11 protein-coding genes are annotated in these 14,858 nt (G+C 70.6%); 10 read left to right on the forward strand and 1 reads right to left on the reverse strand.

The genetic code is table 11. The annotated features are described in order from the left end of the window. Positions 1 to 30 precede the first annotated feature (30 nt). From G4D86_RS43340 to G4D86_RS43350, 3 genes are all read left to right on the forward strand, one after another. A complete protein-coding gene (locus G4D86_RS43340; RefSeq protein ID WP_164000658.1) occupies positions 31 to 1,356 on the forward strand; it encodes an MFS transporter in 1,326 nt (441 codons plus the stop codon). Positions 1,357 to 1,479: 123 nt separating this feature from the next. Further along, a complete protein-coding gene (locus tag G4D86_RS43345) occupies positions 1,480 to 1,794 on the forward strand; it encodes a hypothetical protein (protein WP_164000660.1) in 315 nt (104 codons plus the stop codon). A gap of 142 nt (positions 1,795 to 1,936) precedes the next feature. Continuing rightward, complete coding sequence (locus G4D86_RS43350) at positions 1,937 to 3,730, forward strand: hypothetical protein (protein ID WP_164000662.1); 1,794 nt, start codon at positions 1,937 to 1,939, stop codon at positions 3,728 to 3,730. Positions 3,731 to 3,797: 67 nt separating this feature from the next. On the opposite strand, the gene G4D86_RS43355 is transcribed toward G4D86_RS43350, so the two are convergent. Next, the gene (locus G4D86_RS43355) at positions 3,798 to 7,445 is read right to left on the reverse strand and encodes a pre-peptidase C-terminal domain-containing protein (protein ID WP_164000664.1); all 3,648 of its coding nucleotides are present in this window, start codon (positions 7,443 to 7,445) and stop codon (positions 3,798 to 3,800) included. A 405-nt stretch (positions 7,446 to 7,850) separates the two neighbouring features. Between G4D86_RS43355 and G4D86_RS43360 the strand changes: the two genes are divergently transcribed. The 7 genes from G4D86_RS43360 to G4D86_RS43390 are packed head-to-tail and all read left to right on the forward strand — an operon-like array spanning position 7,851 to position 14,248. Further along, entirely contained in the window at positions 7,851 to 9,023 is a 1,173-nt protein-coding gene (locus G4D86_RS43360; protein ID WP_164000666.1) for an MDR/zinc-dependent alcohol dehydrogenase-like family protein, read from the forward strand. 24 nt (positions 9,024 to 9,047) lie between these two features. Beyond that, positions 9,048 to 9,812 carry a hypothetical protein gene (locus G4D86_RS43365; protein ID WP_164000668.1) on the forward strand — a complete coding sequence of 255 codons (765 nt, stop codon included), beginning with the start codon at positions 9,048 to 9,050 and terminating at the stop codon, positions 9,810 to 9,812. Next, positions 9,809 to 10,849 (forward strand): 3-oxoacyl-ACP synthase III family protein, encoded by a 1,041-nt coding sequence (locus G4D86_RS43370; RefSeq protein WP_164000670.1) that lies wholly within the window; start codon positions 9,809 to 9,811, stop codon positions 10,847 to 10,849. The genes G4D86_RS43365 and G4D86_RS43370 overlap by 4 nt, the downstream gene beginning before the upstream one ends. Before the next feature lie 15 nt (positions 10,850 to 10,864). Continuing rightward, on the forward strand, positions 10,865 to 11,101 hold the full coding sequence (locus G4D86_RS43375) for an acyl carrier protein (protein WP_164000672.1): 237 nt from the start codon (positions 10,865 to 10,867) through the stop codon (positions 11,099 to 11,101). Next, a complete protein-coding gene (locus tag G4D86_RS43380) occupies positions 11,098 to 11,853 on the forward strand; it encodes an SDR family NAD(P)-dependent oxidoreductase (RefSeq protein ID WP_164000674.1) in 756 nt (251 codons plus the stop codon). The genes G4D86_RS43375 and G4D86_RS43380 overlap by 4 nt, the downstream gene beginning before the upstream one ends. Continuing rightward, positions 11,850 to 12,875 (forward strand): 3-oxoacyl-ACP synthase III family protein, encoded by a 1,026-nt coding sequence (locus G4D86_RS43385; protein WP_164000676.1) that lies wholly within the window; start codon positions 11,850 to 11,852, stop codon positions 12,873 to 12,875. Before G4D86_RS43380 ends, G4D86_RS43385 begins: the two co-directional genes overlap by 4 nt. After that, positions 12,872 to 14,248, forward strand: coding sequence for a class I adenylate-forming enzyme family protein (locus tag G4D86_RS43390; RefSeq protein WP_164000677.1), 1,377 nt, complete (start codon positions 12,872 to 12,874; stop codon positions 14,246 to 14,248). The genes G4D86_RS43385 and G4D86_RS43390 overlap by 4 nt, the downstream gene beginning before the upstream one ends. Positions 14,249 to 14,858 lie beyond the last annotated feature (610 nt).

Here is a 14,858-nt window from a genome sequence, read left to right on the forward strand (position 1 = left end):
GCCCGGTTCGGCCTATGCTCCCGGGCACGCATGCCGACCCCATCCCTTGAACCCGGGCAGCACTCCGCGCAGCGCCCGCTCACCGGCCAGGACGCCCGGACACTCGGGCTGGCGGCACTCGGTGGCGCGCTGGAGTTCTACGACTTCATCATCTTCGTGTTCTTCACGACGGTGATTGGCCAGCTCTTCTTCCCGCCCGACACGGCGGATTGGCTGCGGCAGCTCCAGGCGTTCGGCCTGTTCGCGGCGGGCTACCTCGCGCGCCCGCTGGGCGGCATCATCATGGCGCACTTCGGCGACCGCACCGGTCGCAAGCGCATGTTCACCCTCAGCGTGTTCATGATGTCGGTGCCCACGCTGCTCATCGGCGCGCTGCCGACGTACGCGACGGCGGGCTACGCGGCGCCGCTGGCCCTGCTCCTCCTGCGCATCTGCCAGGGCGCGGCGGTGGGCGGCGAGGTGCCGGGCGCGTGGGTGTTCGTCTCCGAGCACGTCCCGCCCCACCGCGTGGGCTTCGCGTGCGGCACGCTGACGTCGGGGCTCACGCTGGGAATCCTCCTCGGCTCGCTGGTGGCGACGCTGGTGAACACCGTCTTCCCCCCGGAAGAGGTGCATGCCTTCGGGTGGCGCCTGCCCTTCCTCGTGGGAGGCGTGTTCGGCTTCCTGGCCGTCTTCCTGCGCCGCTGGCTCGCGGAGACGCCCGTCTTCGAAGAGATGCGCCAGCGCCGCGCCCTCGTGCAGGAATTGCCGCTCAAGGCCGTGCTGCGCGGCCACGGCGTCGCGGTGGTGGTGTCGATGCTGCTCACCTGGGTGCTCACCGCCGGCATCGTGGTGGTCATCCTGATGACGCCCACGCTGGTGCAGAAGCTCTATGGAATCGCCCCGGCCCAGGCGCTGGAGGCCGCGAGCGTCGCCACGCTGAGCCTCTCGGTGGGCTGCGTGGCCTACGGCCTGCTCGCGGACCGGGTGGGTGTGGGCCGAGCGCTGGTGCTGGGCTGCGGGCTGCTGCTCGGGGCGACGTACCTGTTCTATCGCGGCGTGGGCGCGGCGCCGGAGAGGCTCGTGCCCCTGTACGCGCTGGTCGGCTTCTGCGTCGGCGTGGTGGGCGTGGTGCCCACGGTGATGGTGCGCGCCTTCCCCGCCGAGGTCCGCTTCTCCGGGCTGTCGTTCTCCTACAACGTGGCCTACGCCATCTTCGGGGGCCTGACGCCGCTGGTCGTCACGCTGATGATGAAGAACCACCCCCTGGCGGCCGCGCACTACGTGGCGGCCCTGTGCGGCGTGGGCATGGCGGTGGCCGTGTACCTGCTGAGCGCGGGCCGCTCGCGCTTCGCCGCGGTGACGCCCGCGCCCTGAGAGACGGCCAGGCGCGAACAGGCTCGGAGGTGCGACAACCCCGCCCGCAACTTCCTCCGGGCTCCCGGGTTCATTTCTCCAGACACCTTCGCCGGCCTGGCCGGCCTGGACCTGGAGACGAGCATGAAGCGGAACATCCTGGCGGTGGGGACGATGGTGCTGGGGCTGATGACGGCGCTGCCCGCGAGCGCGGCGAAGGCCGACCGGCGGCAGGTGAACCAGCAGGAGCGCATCGTCCGGGGCGCGAAGAGCGGGGAGCTCACCGGCCGTGAGGCGGTGCGAATGGAGCGACAGCATCGCGCCATCCAGCGCGACATCCGCGAGGCGCGGAGCGACGACGGCCACCTGGATGCCCACGAGCGCGCCCGGATTCAGCGCGAGCAGAACCAGCTGAGCCGCCGCATCCAGCGCCAGAAGCACGACGGCCAGTCACGGTAACTGGACGGGCCACCCGGCCCCCAGGGCCCGCAGCGACAAATCCCGGCCGCCTTGCCCGATAAAACAGGCCACGGGTCCAACCCTGTGAACGGCGCCTCCACGAAGCAGGTGGAGGTCATCGCGCCGCACGCAAGGGAGTCCCATGGGCCACGAACTGTTCAAGCGGGTCGGTCAGGTGGCGCTCGCCGCCGTCATGCTGAGCGCATGTGAGGGGATGCCGCCGGAAGACGCCGTCTCCGGGGCGGAGGCCGAAGCGGAGGCGCCGGAGCCGGTGCCGCTGCACTCCGAGCGCACCGGAGTGGGCATGCTGCCGCCGCCTCCGCGCACCGACCCGGCCCCTGCCCCCGCGCCCCTCGACGTCCGCCGCTCGCTGGCGGTGACGGAGAAGAGCGTGCTGGCCCGGTTCGGTGGGCGGCGGGTGTTCACCCAATTGGTGGCGCAGAATGCCGGGGCGGGCTTCACCCCCGAGCAGCTCTTCCGCCAGCTCTGGGACACGCAGAACCCGTCGCCCGGGCAGCCGGACCTGCCGGGGATGCCGCACTGCTCCGACCAGGGCAACACCCTCAACGGCTTCCCCTACGCGTGCCGCCCGAGCGAGGGGGAGCAGGCGCGGCCGGACTCGGCCATCAACCTGGACAGCTACGCGGCGGTGGGCCTCTACAACCGCTTCGACCTGGCACCCGTGGACGGCTCCAACTGCGGCGAGTACCGCATCGTCCTCGCCCGCCTGCCTTCGGCGCCCACCAACCGCAACTTCATCATCTTCGAGGCGGTGCTCCCCAACCCCCAGCCCGAGCTGGGCCTCGAAGGATGCCGGCCGGTGGCGGGCTTCTGGGCGGCGCTGTCCTCCGAGCCGGACACGACGGTGCGCGCCAGCAGGCTGGAGTCCTTCTACTTCACGGGGCTGCCGGGCTTCGGGCCGGTGGTGAGCCCGAATCACTACGGCAACAACGCGGGCAGCCTGGGCCAGGTGCGCACCAACCAGTTCCTCCAGGGAGGCCGCGACACACCGTGGCTGATGCACGAGTTCAAGCTGGTGAGCGACTGCACCGCCCTGCCCTCCTGCACGCCGAAGTTCGTCCCCGCAACGGTGAAGACCAACCCCTTCGGCGGGCTGTTCAACCCGGCCTCCACGGACCCGCGGGCCGCGGCCTTCCAGAGTCACTTCCTCACCCAGGTCGCGAGCCTCGCCGTCAATGACCTCAACCGCTTCAACTACCGGGTGCCGGACGCGTTCAACGCCGGCCAGGACAACTCCCAGACTCCGGGCGAGGCGGATGACTACGTCGCCCAGCTCGGCCCGGGCCCCAGCCCGTTCCACCAGGCCATCGCCCAGGAGCTTGCCCGGGTGGGCAGCACGCTGACGCCGCGGGACATCGTCGCCCGCGCCCAGGCCCTCTCGTGCGGAGGGTGCCACCAGCGCAACAGCGGCAGGCCGGTGGGTGGGGGCCTGACGTGGCCCGCTTCGGCCGTCTTCGTCCACAGCACGGAGACCGATGACCCGGTGGACTCCAGCCGCTTCGCCATCTCCCCGGCGCTGCGAGAGCAGTTCCTGCCCCAGCGCAGGACGGTGCTGGAGGGCTACCTCCAGGCGCGCCCGCTCGACGCGCGCTTCGTCAGCCAATCCGTGCCCACCACGGTGCGCGCGGGCCAGCGCTTCCAGGTCTCCGTCACCCTGAGCAACGCCGGCACCACGTCCTGGTCCGAGCCCAACGCCATCCGGCTGCAAGCACTGCCCGGGACGCCCACGTGGGCCGTGGCGTCCGTCCCGCTGGCAGGTGGGGAGCGCATCCACCGGGGCAGCGAGCGGACCTTCACCTTCGAGGTTCAGGCACCCACTACGCCCGGGGTCCATGTCTTCCAGCGCGTCATGGCGAAGTCCGGCGCCGGGTTCGGCCAGGCCACGCCGCCCGTGAGCATCAGCGTCCTTCCGTGACGTGCCGGCGGGCTCGCCCGGAGCGCTCCCGACGTGGCGGAGCGCTCCGGACGAAAGGCCGTGGGCTTCAGAAGGTGGGCTGCACGCGGACCTGGTACACGCCCGCCTCGCTCGCGGCGAAGTGGAGGTAGTACGTCCCCGAGGTGGAGGGCGAGACGACCCGGGTGAAGTCGAGCGGGAGGAGGTTGCCGTTGCCATCCAGCACGCTGAGCTGGAAGCGGGCGTCCGAGCTCAGTTCCACCCAGTAGCGCAGCCCACCGGTGAGCTGCACGGCATAGACGTCCACATCCGTGGTCGACTCGAAGCGACCGTCCACGAGCACGGAGAGGGAGAGCGCGGTGGCGGTGGCCTGGGTGTCGCCGGCATCGTCCAGCCCGAGGTCCGTGAGCGTGAGCGTGTACGTGCCCATGCGCTGCGAGGAGGAAGCGGAAATCTCGACGAGCAGCGTGCCCGTGACGGACGTCTCGAAGGACGCCGTGTCGGAGAAGCTGCCCGACGAAGCGACGTGCGTGCCGCTGGGGGTGACGACGCGCACCTTGCAGCCCGACAGGTCCATGTCCGACTTGCAGGCGACGCGGTACGCGTGGGGAGCGGTGACGGAGATGGCGAAGACGTCCACGTCATCGAACGTCTCCAGGCGGCCCGCCAGCGGCGTGGCTCCGGCGGGCAGGGGCGTGGCCCCGGCGGCCGAGTCCGCGTGGTCGTCCGGACCGAGGTCCTCCACGTGCAGGGCGTACGTGCCGGTGACGCCCGAGACGTCGGAGTACACCTCGACGAGGTAGCGCCCGCTCACCACCGCCTCATGGGACGCGGGCACCCCATGGGCCGTCGGGTCCTTCACCCGCACGGTGCACGAGGACGCGCTCGCGGCCACGCAGCGCACCCGGTAGATGCGCCCCTGGGTGGCGGGAAAGGTGAAGGCATCCACGTCACCGAGGCTCTCGAGCATGGCGCCCACCCGCACCGTCCCGGCCCCGAGCGCGGTGGCCGTGGCGGAGGTGTCTCCGTGGTCGTCCGTGCCCACCTCCTCCAGCGTGTAGTCGTAGGCGCCCATCGAGGAGCTGACGAACACCTCCAGGGACACCTGCTCCTGGTCGCCCGCCTCCCAGCCCAGGACGGCGGCCCCGTTCCAGTCCGGCGTCTTCTCCGCGAGCAGCTTCCCGTCCGGAGCGCGCAGGCGCACACCGCAGGAAACCCGGGTGCACGACGCGCGGTAGACGCGGCCCGCGGTGGGGCGGAAGGTGAAGACGTCCACGTCGCGGTACGTCTCCAGCACCCCGCTGCCGGACGCGGGGACGGACAGCGCGAGGGCCCCTTCCGCCGTGTCGGGATGGTCGTCCGTGCCCACGTCCTGCGCCGTGCAGGTATAGGCCCCGCTGCCGCTGGCCACGCCCACCGCCAGCGTGCCGCTGACGGCCGTCCGGTGCAGCAGCGTCTGGTAGGCGGAGGCCACCACCGTGTCGTTGCCCTCGCGCGCGGAGACGCTCAGCCATTCCGAGCCGGTGCCCGAACAGGAGATGCGATAGATGCGGCCCGCCGTGACGGCGAAGGAGAAGACGTCCACGTCCTGGTTGAACTGGAGCGCCCCCACCAGCGAGCCGGGCAGCGTGAGCGGGGTGGCCGTCGCGAAGGTGTCCCCATGGTCGTCCGTGCCCGCAGCCTCCAGCCGCAGGCCGTAGGTGCCCAGGCCGGAGGAGCCGGAGCCGCGCACCTGGAACACCGTCGTCGCGGTGGCGGCCTTGAAGGCGAACACCGAGGGCGAGCTGCTGGCCCAGACGTAGCCCAGCGAGCCGCTGCTCCCGGAGATGACGTCGAGGGCCAGGCTCCGGCTGGTGCCGGGGCTCAGCGTCACCCGGTAGAGGCTCCCGGCCACCGTCGGCGCGGAGAACGCATCCACGTCTCCGTCGTACTGAAGCTCTCCGGAGCCCTCGCCCCCGGGCAGCGGGCTCGCCTCGGCGGAGGTGTTGCCGTGGTCGTCCGCGGCGCCCTCCGTGAGCTGGCACGAGAAGGCGCCGGCCACGCTGCTCGAGTACGCGCGCACCCAAAGGGTGTGGGCGCCGTCCACCGCCGCATGGAAGACCAGGGGCGAGTCGACGAAGGAGGGCTGCCCCACCGCCTGTCCGGCCGGGTCCTTCGCCGTGACGGTGAGCCAGGCGCTGGCACCGCACTGGAAGCGATAGATGTGGCGGGCCTGGGCGGTGAAGGTGAAGACGTCCACGTCCGACGCCAGGGGAAGCGTCCCCGTCGCGGGCGGGCCGCCCACCGTCACGGGCGTGGCGCCCGTCGGGGTGTCCGCGTGGTCGTCCAGCCCGAGGTCCTGAATCGCGACGGAGTAGGTGCCCGCCGAGCCCGACCCGCTGCGGACCTTCAGCACGAGGGGCGTGGCGTCCAGCGGCTTCAGCTCGCGGTCCTCGGTGGCCCAGAAGCCGGAGGGCAGCTCGTCCTGGCGGAACAGGAGCTGCTGGCACCAGACGCCTCCCGAGCGAATGAAGCAGCGGGTGCGGTACTGGTGGCCGGCGACGGGCGTGAAGGTGAAGGCATCCACGTCCAGCTCCCGCTCGAAGGTGCCCTCCACGGTGGAAGGCGCCGCCAGCGAGGTGGTGGCCGGCACGTCATCGCCGTGGTCATCCGGGCCCAGCTTCTGGAACGACAGCCGGTAGCGGCCCCGGGCCGTCGGGTCGACGTTGCGCACCCGCAGCAGGTACGCGCCGGAGGTGGCGACGCGCAGGGGCATCCGCAGCTCGAAGCCCCGCGCCTCCTGCAGCACCGTGGTGCCGTCGGGGGAGAGCAGCTCCAGGAGCAGCTGCGCGGAGGGGTCCGGCGAGCCCACCGCGTCCAGCAACGCGGAGTGACCGGCCTCCAGTGGGAGCACGTGCATGTCCACGTCTCCCTGGAACTGGATGCTGCCGGAGACCACCACGCCACCGGCGGGAAGCACCCGCGCGCCGTCCGCCGTGTCCGCGGAGTCGTCCGCCCGCTCCTCCACCACCGAGAGCGTGTAGGCAGAGCTGGCGCCGACGTCGAACGTGCTCAGCCGCACCAGCACCGGCGAGGAGCCCGTGGCCTTGAAGTACGTCTCCACCGCCGCTCCGCGCAGGTGGTCCGCCGCCAGGGGCTGGAGGCCCTCCGAGGTGAGGACGTCCAGGTAGAGCGGGACGCCCGGAGCGCCCTGGGCCTGGACGCGGTAGACGAAGCCCGCCTGAACCGGGATGCGGTACCAGTCCACGTCCCCGGCGGGGGCCAGCGTGCGGCCCTCCTGGGGGCTGCCCATGGGGAAGTCGAGGATGGCGCGCTCCGGGCAGTCATCCGGCTCGAAGGCATCGCCGCCCGGCCAGGGCTCGGCGGCGCAGGAGGGACGCACCAACTCCACGCACTGGCCGTCCTTCCACAGGTAGCCGGCGTCACAGGCGCACTGGTAGCTGCCGCCGTCCGCGGTGCAGATGGTGCGGTGCGGCTCGGTGCACGGGTTGGGCTCGCACACGTCGGGGTCCGGCGGCGGCGGGTCCGCCACACAGGAGAGCCCGTCAGCGTGGTGGCCCACGTCACACAGACACGCCGCGCCGGAGGTGGTGAGCACGCACCGGCCGGGGCCGCAGGCGACGTCGCGGCAGGCCTCTTCGAGAGGGTCACCGGGAGTTTCGGAGCTACAGGCGGAGACGAGGGCGAGCAGCGCCACGAGGACGGCCGCGCGCGAGTGGGCTCGGAGCATGGACATGGGGGGATGCAAGGGTTTGGAGCGCGGCGTTCTATCACAGGCGCGCTGCCGCCCGTCAGACGTGCCATCGATTGGCGCCTGACGTACGTGGAGTGAAAGTTCTTGTCTGGTTTCACGCGAGAAGGCGGACGAACCAGAAAAACCAGCACCCCATGAAAGCCCTTTTGGGGTCCGCGCGGGCCCTGGCGGGTTGTCCTGCGCCACGGCTCGCTTCGCCCGCACACCCGGCGTGGCGTGAGACGCCCCACGTGTCCTCGCCACGCCTGGCCGTGGTGACCCGCCGGACGCGGCCGTGGACTGGCTCGGGCACACACCCTGGGCATTCTTGAGACCTGAATCACCATTCAACATCATCCCGTGCACTTCAGCGCGCCGCGCGACAGCGAGCGAGCCATCGGAGGCATCATGCGGGAGACACAGGCCTGGGTCCTTCATCGCGGGGAGCGGCAGCGGGAGGGGCAGGCCGTCCCGGGGGCGCTGGTGGATGAGGACTTCGCCTTCCCGGACCCGGGTCCGGACGACGTGGTGGCGGAGCCCATCTACGGCTGCTGGGAAGGCAACATGGGCCACGCCATCCAGCGCGTGCCGGTGGACATCTGCCGGCTGCGCCGCGAGGACAAGGTCGTCCTGGGCAACGCGGGCGTGGTGCGCGTGGTGGAGACGGGCAGCGCCGTCACCCGCGTCCGTCCCGGAGACCACTGTCTGGTGTTCTGCAACGCAGAACAGGACGAGCATGGCTACCCGGTGAAGGTGCTGGCCTACGACGCCAGCCACACCATGGGCCTGCTGGCCCGGCGGACGCGGCTGCCGCAGCACGTCCTCATCCCCATTCCCGCCAACAGCCGCCACTCGCTGCGGCAGTGGGCGGCCTTCTCCCTGCGGTACGTCACCGCGTGGTCCAACTGGCGGCTTGCCTGGGGGTGCTTCCGCCTGCAGGTCAGCGAGTCCGACTGCCCGGTGCCCTTCGTGGTGGGCTGGGGCGGCGGCGTGGCGTACGCGCAGCTCCGGCTGGCCCGCTACGCCGGGTGCCGGGTGGCCATGGTCGCCTCGCAGGAGGAGCGGCTGCGGCACCTGGAGTCCGTGGGCATCATCCCGTTGGACCGGCGCGAGTTCCCGGACCTGAACCTGGACCCGGTCCGCTTCGCCTCGGACGCCGCGTACCGTCAGCGCTACGCGCAGTCGGAGAAGCAGTTCCTCACCCGGGTGAAGGAGGCGGGCCGGGGCCAGGACGTCTCCATCTTCCTGGACCACATCGGCGGTCCCCTCCTCCAGGCCAGCCTCAAGGCGCTGGGCCGCGAGGGCGTCATCACCTCCGCCGGGTGGAAGCTGGGCGCGGACCTGATGGACCTCTCGCGCTCCACCGAGTGCACGAAGCGCCACCAGCACATCAACACCCACTACGCGCGCTTCTCCGAGGCCGTGGCGGCGGTGGGCTTCGCCGAGGAAGCCGGCTGGCTGCCTCCGGTGGACGGTGAGCGCCTCTACGCCTGGGACGAGGTGCCCCAGCTGGCGCGCGACGTCGAGGAGGGGCGCGTCGCGTCCTACTTCCCCCTGTACCAGGTCAACCCCGAGCACTGAGCCCGCGCCGGCTCAGGAGGCCACATGACGGACAGTACGGTGGACGCGCTCGGCACCGCGCGACGGAAGTTCAAGCACCAGTCCCAGGGGTTCGGCTTCACGCGGGTGCTCCTGGTGGACCTCATCACGATGACCTTCTCGCTGACGCCCGCGCTGCTGGCGTGGTGGGCCTTCGCGCTCTACCTGCGCTGGAGCTGGGAGCAGGCGGCCTTCCCGCTCTGGGCGCTGCTGGCTCCCGGAGTGCTGGCGGGCGCGTTCCTGGCGGCGTGCTGGCTCGTGCGCCTGTGCATCCCGAGGATGCGGCCGGGCACGTACAAGATGGAGATGTCCCGGGACTACCTGGCCTGGTTCATGACGCTGTGCCTGGGCCACTCGGTGCGCATCTCCGGGCTCCAGCCGTTCTTCTTCTCCTTCTACGCCACCAAGTACCTCTACTGGCGGGCGATGGGCGCGCGCATCGCGTACGGGGTGAACTCCTCCATCTTCGCGGTGCTGGCGGACTACCCGCTGCTGACCATCGGCAAGGGTTGCACGATGGGCGCGAACGTCCTCGTCATCGGGCACATGTTCCTGGGGGACAAGGTGATGTTGGGGCCGGTGAACATCGGCGACAACGTCTTCCTCGCGGCCGGCGCCATGGTGGGGCCGCGCACCACCATCGGCTCGCGCAGCTGGATTGGGATGCAGAACAAGCTCCTGAAGGACTCCCTGCCCGAGGACTCGCGGGTGGAGAACTTCGAGTGGGAGCACTTCAACCCCGCGCGCCGCTCCGAGGAGCGGCCGTCATGAAGGTCCTCGAGCCACGCCTGGGCATCCAGGTGCTGGGCCATGGCCGCGCCCTGCCGGGAGACAAGCCCGTGTCCAACGCGGACCTGCTCGCGCTGGACCCCGAGCAGCAGGGCCGCTCGCCCGAGGTGTTGGAGAAGCTGGGCCAGAAGGTGGCGGCGCGGCTGGGCTTCCATCAGCGCTACCTCGCGCGGCTGCCGGAAACGCCCGCGCGCGACGACGAAGAGACGAGCGAGTCCCTGGCGCTGAAGGCCGCGAGGCAGGCTCTCGGCGGGCACGGCGGCGCGGAGGTGGAGGCCCTCATCCACGGGACGACGACGACGAGCCGCTACACGGGCTCGCAGGCGGCGGCCATCCTGGGACGACTGGAGAGCCACGCCTCCGCGTGGGAGGTGAAGGCGGGCTGCTCCACCTCGCTGGCCAGCCTGCACCTGGCGATAGCGCTGCTGGGGAGCGGCTACTGCAACGTGCTGGTGAGCTGCGCGGAGACGCTGTCCAAGGTGATGAACCCGGCCATGAAGGAGACCTGGTTCATCCTCGCGGATGGCGGCGCGGCCGTGTGGCTGAAGCGAGAGCCCGTCTCCCCCGACTTCGAGGTGCGCCGGTGCCTCTACGCCACCGACGGCACGCTGGTGGACCTGTACACGACACCGGGGCGGCTGCCGCCGGACCGGGCCACGCTGGAGGCGGGCGGCTACTGCATGGCCGGTGATGGCACGCGGCTGCGGGAGGAGGCGCTGCGGCGCTACCTCGAGATGCTCGGAGCCATGTTTCCCGGCGGCCGGGGCCTGAAGGACGTCCGGTGGGTGGTGGCTCATCAAATCAATCGCAAGCTCGTCGAGCAGGTCTGCGAGGTGGGCGGACTGGAGGCGCGCCTCGTCTGGAGCGCGGAGCGCGTGGGCAACGTGGGCGGCGCCTCCGTCCTGTTCTCGCTGTCCGAGGCCCTGGAGCAGGGCCTGTTCGCGCCTGGAGACGGGGTGCTCCTGATGAGCGTGGGCGGCGGCCTGTCCTTCGCGATGCAGCACTGGGTGAAGCGCTGAAAGGTGGGGTGAGGCATGGACCTGGTCGAACGCATTGGCAAAGCGCTGCGCGCCGCGGGCATGGAGGAAGTCCCCGCGAGCACGTCCGAGGCACTGTCCACGTATGGAATGGACAGCCTGATGATGGTGCTGTCCGTGGCGGCCCTGGAGAAGGAGTTCTCGCTGCGCATCTCCGGCCGGGACTTCTCCGAGGCGGCCTTCCAGAGCCTCGCCTCCCTGGCCTTCTGGCTGCGGAAGCTGGGCGCGTCATGAGGGTGCTCATCACCGGGGGCAGCTCGGACATCGGGCGCTCCATCGCCCGCCGCCGACTGGCGCTGGAAGACGAGGTCATCGTGACGGCCTCTTCGGCGGAGTCCCTGGAGGAGACGCTCGCCCGCTACCGCGCGGAAGGGCTGGCAGCGCGTGGCCTGGTGCTGGACCTGTCGGCCCCGGCTGGCGGCGAAGCGGCGCTCGCGGAGGTGCTGGCGCAGGGGCTCCAGGGACTGGTGCTGAATGCCTGGACGCGGCGGCCTCCGCTCCACCGCTTCCACGAATTGCCGCAGGACGCGCTGGAGGCGGACGTCACGGCCAACCTGATGGGCAACCTCTGGCTGCTGCGCCGGGTGCTGCCGTCGATGGTGGAGGCGCGGTGGGGGCGCATCGTCTTCATCTCCAGCGTCTCCACCGTCAACGGCACGGGACGGTACGGCGCCTATGTCCTGTGCAAGTCCGCGCTGGAGGGACTGATGCGCAACCTGGCGGTGGACTACGGCGAGTTCAACGTCCTGGCCAACACGGTGCGGCTGGGCATCTTCAAGACGGAGCGGACGAAGAAGTACTGGTCGAAGCCCCGCTACGTGGAGCGGATGAGCGGCGTCATCCCTCAAGGGCAACTGGGCGCGCCCGAGCACGTGGGCGAGGTGCTCGACCCGTTGCTGTCCGCGCACCAATACATCAACGGCGCGGTGCTGGACGTCACTGGCGGTCTGCCGATGTTCCGGCTGGAAGGAGTGTTGCGGACATGAGCTTTCTCAAGCCCACGGAGCCGGTGTACCTGCTCGGGCCCAAATCGTGGCTGCCCGAGCGCGTGGTGACGAACCAGGACGTGCTCGACTGGATGGGCACACGCGCGCGCCCGAGCTGGATTACGCACCGCACGGGCGTGGAGCAGCGGCGCTGGGTGGAGGACGGGCAGGCGTGCAGCGACGTCGCGTCCGCGGCGGCCCTGCGGCTGCTGGAGGAGTGCCGCATCGACCGCAAGCGCATCACCCAGGTGTTGCTGGCCACCGTGTCCGGCGACTTCCCCACGCCGCCCACCTCGCCGCTGATTCTGCCGCGCCTTGGGCTGGACAGGGTCGGCGTGCTGGACTTGAGCGCCGCGTGTGCTGGCTTCACCAGCGCCGTGCACGTGGGGGCGGCGCTCGCGGCGTCCACGGGCAGCGACCAGCTGGTCATCGCCGCGGACATCCGCTCCAAGTTCCTCAACCGCGAGGACCTGGCGACGACGGCCCTGTTCGGAGACGGAGGCGCGAGCTGCCTCGTCACCCGGAGCCCCGAGGGAGCGGACTTCCAGTTCGTGGCGAGTGAGCTGGCGGCGGACGCGTCCATGGCGGACATCATCGCCATCCGGGCGGGAGGCTCGCGGCTGCCGCACCACCGGAACGATGACCCGTCCAAGGCCTTCCTCAAGATGGAGCACGGGGCCACGCTGTTCATGAAGGGCGTGGACAACATGACCGCGGGCGCGGCCTCGCTCCTGCGCCGCCTGGAGCTGACCGTGGCGGACGTGGACTGGGTGGTACCCCACCAGGCCAACCTGCACCTGATGCGCGCGGTGACGGAGAAGCTGGGCGTGGACCCGGCGAAGGTGGTGGAGACGGTGCGCTTCACCGGCAATACGTCAGGGGCCAGCGTGGGCATCGCGCTCGCGCACCTCAAGGAGCAGCTGCCGCTGAAGCCGGGCCAGCGCGTCCTGCTCGTCTCCGCGGGGGCGGGAGGCGCCTCGGCCTGCGCGCTGCTGCACAGTCTTCAGGCGACCGGCGCATGAGCACCGCACATGCCTTCACCCGGGCCGACACCACGGTGGCCCTCACGCTCGGAGGCGAGTCGTATTCCTTCGGTGCCCTGCGGGACGAAGTCGAAGCGCGCAAGCGCCGCCTCGGGGGCATGCCACCAGGCATCGCAATCCTCCGAGCGCATCGGAGCCGGGAGTTCATCACCCGCTTCCTTGCCCTCTATGAGGCGGGAGTCCCGCAGGCCGTGTTCGCTCCGGAGTGGACCGCCGTGGAGGTGGAAGCGCGGCGGCAGGGCCTGGGCTGCTGCTTCGAGTTGGACGAGGCCCTCTGCGTCACCTGGCGGAGCGAGTCGGTGACGCCACTTCACCACCCGGACACGGCGGTGGTGTTGTTCACCTCCGGCAGCACGGGAGCGCCGCGCGCCGTGCAGCTCTCGCGGAGAAACGTGGAGGCGAACGTGGCCGCCGTGCGGACCTCGCTGGACTTCGACTCCGCGCCGGGACAGACGCTGTTCCTTCCCCTCTCCTACTCCTTCGGCCTGCTGGGCCAGTTCCTGCCCGCGCTGGCGGCGGGCCTTCCCACCGCATTGCTGGGCAACCTGGTGGAGCTCAAGGCGCTGCTCGACGAGGGGCGGCTGGTGGGGATGATCAGTGGAGTCCCCTCTCACCATGAGACGCTGCTGCGCCTCTTGGGAGACGGACCGCTGCGCACGGAAGAGGTCACCCACGTCGTCTCCGCGGGCGCGGCGCTGAGCCCACCGCTGCGCCAGCGGCTGTTGCGAGCCTTTCCCGCCAGCCGCGTCTACACCAACTATGGACAGACAGAGCTGTCGCCCAGGGTGCTGTGCCTGCGCAGTGACCATCCCGCGTTCCTGAGCCAGGCCACCGGCTACCCCGTGGGCAACCTCGCCGTGAAGCTCACCGCCGAGGGCGAGCTGTGCGTGCGCGGGGACCAGCTGATGCTGGGCTACCTCGGCGCTCCCGAAGCGACGCGCGAGAAGGTGGAGGATGGCTGGCTGCGCACCGGGGACCTCGCGGAGCTGGGGCCGGACGGACTGGTGACGCTCCTGGGCCGCAATGACGACCTGCTCAAGGTCGGTGGCGAGAGGCTGAGCCCGTTCGAGATTGAAGCAGCCCTACGCGAGCTGCCCGGTGTGGAGGACGCCGCGGTGTGGGGACGGGAGGACCCGCTCTACGGCACCACGCTCACGGCCTTCCTCCAGCTCCGGTCCGGAGCGCCCTGCCCTCCCAAGCGCGAGCTGCGGCAGGCGCTGCGAGAGCGCCTGTCCACGCACAAGGTCCCCGCCGACTTCTACCGGGTGGAGCAGCTCCCCCGGAACACCAACGGGAAGCTGCAGCGCGCCCGCCTGGGAGAGTCCCTGCATCCGGAGCTGCGCATCGGCTGAGCGGCCCGACGCCATTCCAGGAATCGAGCGAAGGAGGAAAGGGCTCTACCCACGACTATGGGCAGTCGGCCGGACAGAACTGATGGTTCTCCCAGTTGTGATACGTGTCACAGAAGGTGTCGCCACAGCCGGTATACCCGGCGCAGGCGCCGTAGGCGCCATTGCAATAATCCCTCTTGTAATCCTGAATCCAGTCCACGGGCTCTGAGTTTGCCCACCCCATGCAGGAGCTCCAATCCTCGAAGCAGCTCTCCGGCTCAGCCTCCGCCTCCACTGGCGCGGCCCACAGCGACGACACGACGAGGGTGCAAATCACCAGCCACGAACCTGCCTTTGTCATCATTCCCAAGTGCCCTTTCAGTGCGTGTTCAAGGGAACAGCTTGAGGGGGCTGGCCCGTCCCAGTTCTTCTTTCGTGGAGCCGAGTAGCTCCCCTCAGACCGAATGAGCCGGGGAGGAGGGAATTGATGCAGGAAAACGGTCGATTGACGGCCAGATACTCCAGCCCGTCTGAACGGAGCCTGCCTCGGGCTTGAAGTCGAGGAGGGGCAGATGTCCTGCTGCGGGCGTCGGGCGGGTTGACGGTTCCCCCGAACATCCTGAAGACGGGA

The sequence above is a fragment of the Pyxidicoccus caerfyrddinensis genome (assembly GCF_010894405.1).
Lineage (GTDB): Bacteria > Myxococcota > Myxococcia > Myxococcales > Myxococcaceae > Myxococcus > Myxococcus caerfyrddinensis.

Coding starts and splice junctions, on each gene's coding strand:
- G4D86_RS43340 (WP_164000658.1), top strand. CDS start 31: ATGCCGACCCCATCCCTTGAACCCGGGCAGCACTCCGCGCAGCGCCCG.
- G4D86_RS43345 (WP_164000660.1), top strand. CDS start 1,480: ATGAAGCGGAACATCCTGGCGGTGGGGACGATGGTGCTGGGGCTGATG.
- G4D86_RS43350 (WP_164000662.1), top strand. CDS start 1,937: ATGGGCCACGAACTGTTCAAGCGGGTCGGTCAGGTGGCGCTCGCCGCC.
- G4D86_RS43355 (WP_164000664.1), bottom strand. CDS start 7,445: ATGTCCATGCTCCGAGCCCACTCGCGCGCGGCCGTCCTCGTGGCGCTG.
- G4D86_RS43360 (WP_164000666.1), top strand. CDS start 7,851: ATGCGGGAGACACAGGCCTGGGTCCTTCATCGCGGGGAGCGGCAGCGG.
- G4D86_RS43365 (WP_164000668.1), top strand. CDS start 9,048: ATGACGGACAGTACGGTGGACGCGCTCGGCACCGCGCGACGGAAGTTC.
- G4D86_RS43370 (WP_164000670.1), top strand. CDS start 9,809: ATGAAGGTCCTCGAGCCACGCCTGGGCATCCAGGTGCTGGGCCATGGC.
- G4D86_RS43375 (WP_164000672.1), top strand. CDS start 10,865: ATGGACCTGGTCGAACGCATTGGCAAAGCGCTGCGCGCCGCGGGCATG.
- G4D86_RS43380 (WP_164000674.1), top strand. CDS start 11,098: ATGAGGGTGCTCATCACCGGGGGCAGCTCGGACATCGGGCGCTCCATC.
- G4D86_RS43385 (WP_164000676.1), top strand. CDS start 11,850: ATGAGCTTTCTCAAGCCCACGGAGCCGGTGTACCTGCTCGGGCCCAAA.
- G4D86_RS43390 (WP_164000677.1), top strand. CDS start 12,872: ATGAGCACCGCACATGCCTTCACCCGGGCCGACACCACGGTGGCCCTC.